Below are 8,816 nucleotides of genomic sequence, written 5' to 3'. Positions count from 1 at the left end.
GCCCGGCGCGGACCACCGCCAGCAGCCCGACCAGGCTGGGGCTGGAATAGGCGATGCGGTAGGGGCGCTGCGCCGCGGCCAGCGCCTCCAGCGTCACGCCGCGGGCGACGCAGCCGGGCTCGTACAGCGCCACCGGCAGCGGCTCTTCCGCCTGCGGGTCGTGGTCGGGCGACACGAACCAGACCAGCGGCTCGCGGCGCAGCAGCTCGCCGTCGCGGCCGGGACCGCGGGTCACCACCGCGAGATCCACCTCGCCGGCCGCCAGACGCCGGTCCAGGAAGGTGGTCTGCTCGCAGATCAGCTCGACCTCGACCTGGGGATGGGTGGCGGCGAAGCGCGACAGGATCGGCGGCAGCAGCGAATAGGCGTAGTCGTCGGGGATGCCGAGCTGGACCCGGCCGCGCAGATCGGGTTCGACCAGCGCCGCCCACGCCTCCTCTTCCAGCCGCAGCATGCGCCGGGCGTGGCCCAGCAGGCTCTCGCCGGCAGGTGTCAAGTTGACTTGACGGCTGCTGCGGTCGAACAGCCGCTTGCCCACCGCCTCCTCCAGCCGCCGCACCTGCATGCTGACGGCCGACTGGGTGCGCCCGACCCGCGACGCGGCCAGGCTGAAGCTGCCGCCCTCGGCGATCGCCACCAGGGTGCGCAGCACGTCGAGATCAAGGCGTCCGTTCATGGGATGCTTCTCCAAACCGTCATCGCGAGCCCCGCAGGGGCGTGGCGATCCAGCGGCACCGCCCTCTGGATCGCCACGGCGCTTCGCGCCTCGCGATGACGTAGAGGAAGGGTCACTGCCTGCTTCAGATATAAATCCGATTGATCAATGGCTTCAAATCTATTCGTTTGATTGAAGTATTGACCACGCCCAGCTTTCTTCCATCTGAACCGTGGAGGCGGCGATGGGTGGAGAGACGGCGACGGAGCGGCGGACGGGGATCCTGCAGCTCGCCCTGGGCATGGCGGTGGTCGGCACCGTCGGCGTGTTCATGGAGGAATCGGGGCAGGGGCCGATCAACGCGGTGTTCTTCCGCTGCGTCTTCGGCGCGCTGGCCCTGCTGGCCTTCTGCGCCGCCCGCGGCTGGCTGCGCGACCTGCGCCTGGCGCCGCGGCAATGGGGGCTGATCCTGTTCGGCGGCGTCTGCATCGTGCTGAACTGGGTCGCGTTCTTCGCCGCGATCCGCCACACCACCATTGCCTTCGCCACCATCGTCTACCACGTCCAGCCCTTCTGGGTGGTGCTGGCCGGGGCGGTGCTGTTTGGCGAGCGGCTCAGCGGCCGCAAGCTGGGCTGGATCGCCATCGCCTTCGTCGGTCTGGCGCTGGCCACCGGCATCGGCGGCGAGGGGGCGGAGCCGGGGCGGCTGCTGGGCGCAGGGCTCGCCGTGCTGGCCTCGCTGCTCTACACGGGCACGGTGCTGTCGACCAAGGCGCTGCGCGGGGTGCGGCCGCATCTGACCGCGATGATCCACGCCACCACCGGCATCGTGCTGCTGGCGCCCTTCGTCGGCGCCTCGGCCCTGCCGGCGGCGCCCGGCCCCTGGGGCTGGCTCGCCGGGCTCGGCATCATTCACACCGGCCTGGTCTACGTCCTGATGTACGCCGCCTATCCGAGGCTGCCGACGCCGGTGATCGCGGTGCTGGCCTTCGTCTATCCGGCCTCGGCGATCCTGGCCGACTGGCTGGTCTACGGCCACCGGCTGGGGCTGGAGCAGGCGGCCGGCATGGGGCTGATCGCGCTGTCCAGCCTGGCGGTGACGCTCGGCTGGCGCCTGTGGCCGGCGCGGCGCCGGGCGGCCGCATCGGGGTTGACGTCCTGCTAGTGTAAGTTCATGATATGTTCCATGCGCAGAATCAAGACCGCCCTCGACCTCAGCATCGCAAACGATCCGGACCTGGTCCGGCTCGAACGTCACATCCGCACGCTGCATGAGGTGGCCGAGCTCGACATGGCGGTGGCGGAACAATTGTCGAAGGATCCCGCGAAGCTTTTGGAGAGGGGCGACAGCTTCCTGCGGCTCGCCAAGGAGGTGACCAAGACGATCGCCTTGGCGAACAAGCTTCAGCAAGAGTACCAGCGACGGCGCGAGGCGCTGGAGGCGGAGCGGGAGCGGCGGCTCGCCACCGCCCGCGCCGCGTTCCTGGCCGAAGGCTCGGCGCCGGGGACGACCCGGCACTGAACGCCACGGGGGCTATCGCCGGCCCGCAGTGATGGATTATGGGAAGGCACGGACTGAATCCGGAAACGCCGGGCAACGGCGGGGAGGCCAGGCTGTGCTGTTCATGATCATCGAGCGTTTCGCCAACCGCGACCCGGTTGCGGCCTACCGCCATCTGCGCGATGCCGGGCGCGGCTTGCCCGAGGGGCTGAAATATGTCGACAGCTGGGTCGAGGCGAATTGCGACCGCTGCTTCCAGCTGATGGAATGCGATGACCTCGCCCTGCTGCAGCAATGGGTGCTGCACTGGCGCGGCACCGGGGTGAATTTCGAGATCGTGCCGGTGCTGCGCAGCGCCGAGACCCGGGCCGTGGTGGCGCCGCTGCTCGACCCGCCGGCCACCGGCCCGATCTCCTGAAAGGCCTGACGATGTCCGACCTGCCCGTGGCCGCCGAATGGTTCCGCAAGCGGGACATGGGCGGCGGCCTGACCCTGATCGTCGAGCCGCACGCCGATGTGCTGATGCGCGCCAACATCTGGCATCTGCGCGGCCGCGACCGCGACCTGCTGGTCGATGGCGGGCTCGGCGTGGCGCCGCTGCGGCCGGCCTTCCCCGAGCTGTTCGAAGGGCGCGAGACGATCGCCCTGGCCACCCACACCCATACCGACCATATCGGCGCGATCCACGAGTTCGAGCAGCGCTGGGTGCACCCGCTGGAAGCCGAGTCGCTGGCCCGGCCGCGGCCCGGCACCCTGATCTCCGACCAGATCCCGGCCGAGGCGCGGCAGCGCTTCGTCGCCGCCGGCTATCCGCCGCTCGGGGCCGCGCTGGTCACCGCCCTGCCGCGTGAAGGCTACGACCTGGGCGGCTATGCCCTGCAGGGCGCCGAGCCGACGCGGCGGATCGAGGCCGGCGAAACGGTCAATCTCGGCGACCGGCGCTTCCGGGTGCTGCATGTGCCCGGCCATTCGCCCGGCAGCATCGCCCTGTTCGAGGAGGCGACCGGCACGCTGTTCGCCGGCGACGTCATCTATGACGGCCCGCTGCTGTATCGCGGCCCGGGCATGGAGATCGGCGACTACGTCCGCTCCTTCGCCCTGCTGCGGTCGCTGCCGGTGTCGATCGTCCATGCCGGCCATGACGACAGCTTCGGCAAGGCCCGGCTGGACGCCATCATCGATGCCTATCTGGCGCGCTGGCGGGCCGAGGGGCTGATCGAGGGCTGACCGCTTCCGTGCCGGAACAGCCTGCCGCCGTCTCCCGTTGCCCAGGGGAGCGAGCGAGGGACGCATGCCCGATCCGGATCCCCCGACACGGCAGCCGCCGCCCTACCCGGCGGAGAAGGCGCGCCAGGGCGAGATCATCCTGCGCAGCCTGACCCGGCGCCTGATCTTCATCGGCGGACTGGTCGTCCTCGCCCTGATCATCGTGCTGGTCCGGTTCTGGCCTCTCTAGCGCCGGCGGACCGAACGGAGACAGCGATGGCCGATCCGAGAGTGTCCGAGCAGGCCCGGGCGGACGCCCAGGCCGATGCCGTCGGCGAGCTGCGCCTCTATGGCGAGCCGCTCCCGCCGCCGGAGAATGCCGGGGCCTTCGGCGCCCTGTTCGGCCGCTTCGCCGATGCCCGGGTGGTACTGCTGGGCGAGGCGACGCACGGCACCTCCGAATTCTACCAGGCCCGGGCCGCGATCACGCGGATGCTGATTGCCGAGCACGGTTTTACCATCGTGGCGGTCGAGGCGGACTGGCCGGACGCCGCGCGGATCGACCGCTATGTCCGGCACCGCGACCCGGAGCCGTCCCGGGAGGAGGCCTTCGCCCGCTTCCCGACCTGGATGTGGCGCAACGCCGAGGTGCTTGCCTTCGCCGAATGGCTGCGCGCCCACAATGAGGGGCTGCCGCCCGACCGGCGGGCCGCCTTCCGCGGCCTCGACGTCTACAGCCTGGGCGCGTCGATCGACGCCGTGCTGCGCTATCTCGACCGGGTCGATCCGGAGGCCGCGGCCGAGGCCCGCCGGCGCTACGCCTGCCTGACGCCCTGGCAGGGCGAGCCGGCGCGGTACGGCCGGGCCGTGCTGTCGGGCCACCAGGAGCCCTGCGAGGACGAGGCCGTCGCCCAGCTCGGCGCGCTGCTCGACCGCTGCCTGTCGGGCCTCGACGGCGAGGCCCATTTCGACGCGGCGCAGAACGCCCGCATCGTGCGCGCGGCCGAGCAGTACTACCGGCTGATGTATCGCGGCTCGACCAAATCCTGGAACCTGCGCGACCGGCACATGTTCGAGACGCTGCAGGCGCTGCTCGCCGCCGGCGGCGAGGGCGCGAAGGCGGTGGTCTGGGCCCACAACTCGCATATCGGCAACGCCGCGGCGACGGCGATGGGCTGGCAGGGCGAGTTCAACATCGGCGAGCTGTGCCGCACCGCCCATGGCGACGATGCGGTGCTGATCGGTTTCGGCACCGATCGCGGCACGGTCGCGGCGGCGTCGGAGTGGGATGCCCCGATGGAGGTCAAGACCGTCCGCCCGGCCCGGCCCGACAGCTGGGAGCACGCCTTCCGCCGCTCCGGCCTCACCCGGTCGCTGACCGACTGGCGCGGCTTCGACCGGCCGGCCCTGGCGGCGGCGCTGTCCCAGCCCCTGCTGGAACGCGCCATCGGCGTCGTCTACCGGCCGGAGACGGAGCTGCTGAGCCACTATTTCCAGGCCGTGCTGGCCGAGCAGTTCGACGCCTATGTCTGGTTCGAGGAGACCCGGGCGGTCACGCCCCTCGGCCCGACTCGGCCGCAGGGCGTCCCCGACACCTATCCTTTCGGGCTCTGACCATGACGCCGGTCCTGTTCCGCGATCGCAGGGATGCCGGGCGGCGTCTCGCCGCGGCGCTGGCTGAATACCGCGACCTCCGGCCGGTCGTCCTGGCGCTGCCGCGCGGCGGGGTGCCCGTCGGGTTCGAGGTCGCGCGGGCGCTGGCGGCGCCGCTCGATGTCCTGCTGGTGCGCAAGATCGGGGCGCCCGGCTACCCCGAGCTGGGGCTCGGCGCGGTGATCGACGGCGCCGATCCGCATGTGGTGCTGAACGACGCCGTGATGCGCGAGGTGATGCCCAGCCGCGACTATGTCGAGGCCGAGACCGAGCGGCAGCTGGCCGAGATCGAGCGCCGCCGGCATCTCTATCGCGGCGACCGGCCCGCTCCGTCCGTCGCCGGGCGCGTCGTCATCCTGGTTGATGACGGCATCGCCACCGGCGGCACCGTCACCGCGGCGCTGCAGGGGCTGGCGGCGACCAGGCCGGCCCGGCTGGTGCTGGCGGTGCCGGTGGCGCCGCCGGAGGTGCTGGAGACGCTGTCCGGGCTGGCGGACGACGTGGTCTGCCTGTCCGCCCCATCCGTCTTCGGCGCCGTCGGCCGGTTCTACCAGGACTTCGACCAGACCACGGACGAGGAGGTGATCGGTCTCCTCGCCGAGGCGGCCGCCCGTCCGGCCTAGCTACCTGGCGAAGATCTGGCTCATATCGGCAAAGGCCTTGAACTCCAGCGCGTTGCCGGAGGGGTCGAGAAAGAACATCGTCGCCTGCTCGCCGACCTGGCCCTTGAAGCGCACATAGGGCTCGATCACGAAGCGGATGCCGGCCGCCTTCAGCCGGTCGGCCAGCGCCTCCCAATCCGCCATCTCCAGCACCACGCCGAAATGCGGCACCGGCACGTCGTGGCCGTCGACCGGATTGTGATGCGCCATGTCCTCGCCAGCCGCGGCCGGCTTCAGATGGGCAACGATCTGGTGGCCGTAGAGATCGAAATCGATCCAGCTGTCGGAGCTGCGGCCCTCGGGGCAGCCGAGAACGGTGCCGTAGAAGTGGCGCGCGGCGGCCAGGTCGCGCACCGGGAAGGCGATGTGAAACGGCGTCACCATTCTCATTGATCCTTGCTCGACATATTCCGGCGCCCCTTGCGCCGGGGCCGCAACTAAGCGGAAAGTCCGCGGTCGGACAATCGAGAAGGGCGCCTGGATCAATGAGCCTGGCTCATGGATATCGCTGGCCGGCGGCGGCGCGGCTGCCGTCGCTGAACGGCGTCCGCAGCTTCGCCGCGGCGGGACGGCATCTGAACCTGACCGCGGCGGCGCAGGAGCTGGGCGTAACCCAGGGGGCGGTCAGCCGCGCCGTGCAGGCGCTGGAGGTCGAGCTTGGCACGCCGCTGTTCCGGCGGATCGGCCGCGGGATCGAGCTGACGCCGGCCGGCGCCGCCTATCACGCCCGCGTCACCGACGCCCTGGCGCAGATTGCTGCCGCCACCCGCGCCCTGCGGCGGCCGGAGCGCGAAGGCATCCTGTCGCTCAGCGTGCTGCCGACCTTCGCCCTGCGCTGGCTGGTGCCGCGGCTGCCGCGGTTCCACGAGCGCCATCCGGATATCCAGGTCGACCTGTCGGCGTCGGAGGAGCTGATCGACTTCGGCGCCGACCCGGTGGACCTGGCGCTGCGCAACGGCACCGGCGGCTGGCCGGGGGCGGAGGCGACGCTGCTGATGAACGAGACGGTCGGCGTGTTCTGCGCGCCGGATCTGCAGCGCCGGATTGCGGCGCCGGCCGATCTGCGCCACCACCGTCTCCTGGTCCACACCACCCGGTCCGCGGCGTGGGCGGACTATTTCGCCTCGCTCGGCCTCGGGCCGCCCGAGGTCTCGGGCTTCCCCGGCTTCGAGCATTTCTTCATGCTGGCCGAGGCGGCGGCGGCCGGCATGGGGCTGGCGCTGCTGCCCCTGTTCCTGGCCCGCGCCGACGTGGCTGCAGGCCGTCTGGTGCAGCCGCTCGGCCACACCATGCGGCCGGCGAGCGCCTACTATCTGCTGCACGCGCCGGGGCAGGGCTCGCTCCGCAAGATCCGCCTGTTCCGCCAGTGGCTGCAGGCCGAGGTGGCGCAGGCGGACGCCATCAGCTGACGTCTTCGTACTCCACCGTCGTCATCATGCCGCCTTCCATGTGGTACAGGTGGTGGCAGTGGAAGGCCCAGCGGCCGGGATTGTCGGCGTCGAAGGCGACCGTCACGGTCTTGCCCGGCGGCACCAACACCGTGTCGCGCCGGGCGCCGGACAGGGCCTGGCCGTCGATCGCCACCACCTGGAAATGATGGCCGTGCAGATGCATCGGATGGGCCATCATCGACGGGTTGCTCATCACCAGCGCCACCCGCTCGCCCTGCCGCACCGCCAGCGGCGTGTCCCGGCCGTGCACCTTGCCGTTCAGGGTCCAGACATAGCTCGCCATGTCGCCGGCCAGCTCCACCGGGATGGTGCGGTCGGCCGGGCGGTCGGCCAAGGGCTCCGTCGCCCTGAGCGTCGCCTCGAAGGCGAGGTCCAGCGCCGCCGCCTTGTGCTCGCCGAGATCGGCGATGCGCGCGACCTTGGCGGCCGGGGTTGCCAGCACCAGCCCGGTGCGCTGCCGGTCGCCCTCGCGCAGCGCCAGCACCGGCAGCGCCCGGCCGGCCGGGACGGTCAGGCGGATGTCCAGCCGCTGGGCGATGGCGATCGGGAAGCGCGTCCCGATCACCGGCGCCACCGGCATGCCGTCGACCGCGACCAGCGTGCCTTCGATGGCGCCGAGATTGATGTGGAAATTGGTCGCCGCGGCGCCGTTGATGATGCGCAGCCGCACCCGGCCGCCGCGTTCCACCCGCACCACCTCGGGGTCGGCCAGGGTGCGGTCATTGGCCAGGTAGGCGTCGTATTCGACGTCGTTCAGGTCCATCGCCATGCCCTGCATGTCGTGCTGCATCCCCGGCGTCGGCTTGGCGCTGCCCATCGACATTCCGCTCATGTCGTGACCGCTGTGGTCCATGCCCGCCATGCCCTGGCTGCCATGATTCATCCTGGCCATACCCTGCATCCCGGCCATGCCATGGCCCTGGCCGCCGCGCAGCCCGGCCATGATCTCGGCGGGGTCGCGGAAGCTGAAGTCGTGCAGCATCAGCACCACCTCCTGCTCGTCCAGCCCGGCCTCGGCCGGGTCGGCGATGATCAGCGGCGCCGCCAGCAGGCTCTGCTCCTGCAGCCCGAGATGGGAGTGCATCCAGTTCGTGCCCGGCCGGGCCAGCGGGAAGGCGTAGTCGTAGCCGACGCCGGGCGGCAGCGGGTCCTGGCTCACGCCCGGCACCCCGTCCTGGCGCCAGGGCGGGGTCAGGCCGTGCCAGTGCACCAGTGACGGCTCTGACAAGCCATTGGTCAGCCGCACCCGGAAATCCCCGCCCGCGACCGCTCGCAGGCCCTGGCCGCCATCCGGCCGCAGGATGCCGAACACCGTCGCGGCCTTGCCGCCGACCTCCAGGCTGCGGGTGCTAACGGTCAGCTCTACCGGCGCGGCGGCGCGGGCCAGACGGGGCAGGGCGCCGGCCAAGGCGGCGGTTGCGGCGGCACCGGACAGGAAGCGGCGGCGGGTGATCACGATCGGGACCTCTTCAGGACAGCATCGACCGCACCCTGAGGCTTCCCCCTGCTGGAAGGTAAACCGCGTCACGACGTCGCCTCTTTTGTCGGCGATCAGGGGGGCAACGGCCGGCATCGGCCGACACGCATTGGAGCCGCCCATGACCACCGATTCCTCCCGCCGCCATCTCCTCGGCCTTGCCGTCGCCGGGGCCGCCGGCGGCCTCGCCGCCGCCTGCGCCCGCAGCCAG

General features: G+C 71.4%; 11 protein-coding genes. 8 read left to right on the top strand and 3 right to left on the bottom strand.

What is annotated here, in order from left to right; translation table 11 throughout:
• On the bottom strand, positions 1-676 hold a 676-nt coding region (locus tag P409_RS18375), incomplete at its 3' end, for a LysR substrate-binding domain-containing protein (protein ID WP_034840936.1).
• Positions 677-899: 223 nt separating this feature from the next.
• Between P409_RS18375 and P409_RS18370 the strand changes: the two genes are divergently transcribed.
• The 7 genes from P409_RS18370 to P409_RS18345 all read left to right on the top strand — a co-directional run bounded on the left by P409_RS18370 (position 900) and on the right by P409_RS18345 (position 5,638).
• Positions 900-1,820 (top strand): DMT family transporter, encoded by a 921-nt coding sequence (locus P409_RS18370; RefSeq protein WP_034840934.1) that lies wholly within the window; start codon positions 900-902, stop codon positions 1,818-1,820.
• A gap of 21 nt (positions 1,821-1,841) precedes the next feature.
• Complete coding sequence (locus P409_RS18365) at positions 1,842-2,177, top strand: hypothetical protein (RefSeq protein ID WP_034840931.1); 336 nt, start codon at positions 1,842-1,844, stop codon at positions 2,175-2,177.
• 103 nt (positions 2,178-2,280) lie between these two features.
• Positions 2,281-2,574 (top strand): DUF3303 domain-containing protein, encoded by a 294-nt coding sequence (locus tag P409_RS18360; protein ID WP_238578715.1) that lies wholly within the window; start codon positions 2,281-2,283, stop codon positions 2,572-2,574.
• Between the two features lie 11 nt (positions 2,575-2,585).
• The gene (locus P409_RS18355; RefSeq protein WP_052120891.1) at positions 2,586-3,383 is read left to right on the top strand and encodes an MBL fold metallo-hydrolase; all 798 of its coding nucleotides are present in this window, start codon (positions 2,586-2,588) and stop codon (positions 3,381-3,383) included.
• Positions 3,384-3,447: 64 nt separating this feature from the next.
• A complete protein-coding gene (locus tag P409_RS40125; RefSeq protein ID WP_193366505.1) occupies positions 3,448-3,612 on the top strand; it encodes a hypothetical protein in 165 nt (54 codons plus the stop codon).
• Positions 3,613-3,638: 26 nt separating this feature from the next.
• A complete protein-coding gene (locus P409_RS18350) occupies positions 3,639-4,976 on the top strand; it encodes an erythromycin esterase family protein (RefSeq protein ID WP_052120890.1) in 1,338 nt (445 codons plus the stop codon).
• 2 nt (positions 4,977-4,978) lie between these two features.
• Positions 4,979-5,638, top strand: coding sequence for a phosphoribosyltransferase (locus tag P409_RS18345; RefSeq protein ID WP_034840926.1), 660 nt, complete (start codon positions 4,979-4,981; stop codon positions 5,636-5,638).
• Here the strand turns inward: P409_RS18345 and P409_RS18340 are convergent, their stop codons facing one another.
• Positions 5,639-6,067, bottom strand: a complete 429-nt coding sequence (locus tag P409_RS18340; protein WP_034840923.1) for a VOC family protein — start codon at positions 6,065-6,067, stop codon at positions 5,639-5,641.
• A gap of 95 nt (positions 6,068-6,162) precedes the next feature.
• Between P409_RS18340 and gcvA the strand changes: the two genes are divergently transcribed.
• Entirely contained in the window at positions 6,163-7,086 is a 924-nt protein-coding gene (gcvA, locus tag P409_RS18335; RefSeq protein WP_052120888.1) for a transcriptional regulator GcvA, read from the top strand.
• Here the strand turns inward: gcvA and P409_RS18330 are convergent.
• Positions 7,079-8,584, bottom strand: a complete 1,506-nt coding sequence (locus tag P409_RS18330) for a multicopper oxidase family protein (protein ID WP_238578714.1) — start codon at positions 8,582-8,584, stop codon at positions 7,079-7,081. The genes gcvA and P409_RS18330 overlap by 8 nt on opposite strands.
• Between the last annotated feature and the right edge of the window lie 232 nt (positions 8,585-8,816).

Source organism: Inquilinus limosus MP06 (assembly GCF_000767795.1).
GTDB lineage: Bacteria > Pseudomonadota > Alphaproteobacteria > DSM-16000 > Inquilinaceae > Inquilinus > Inquilinus limosus_E.
Note: the sequence above shows the minus strand (reverse complement) of the source record. Positions and strands in the feature narration are given on the sequence as shown.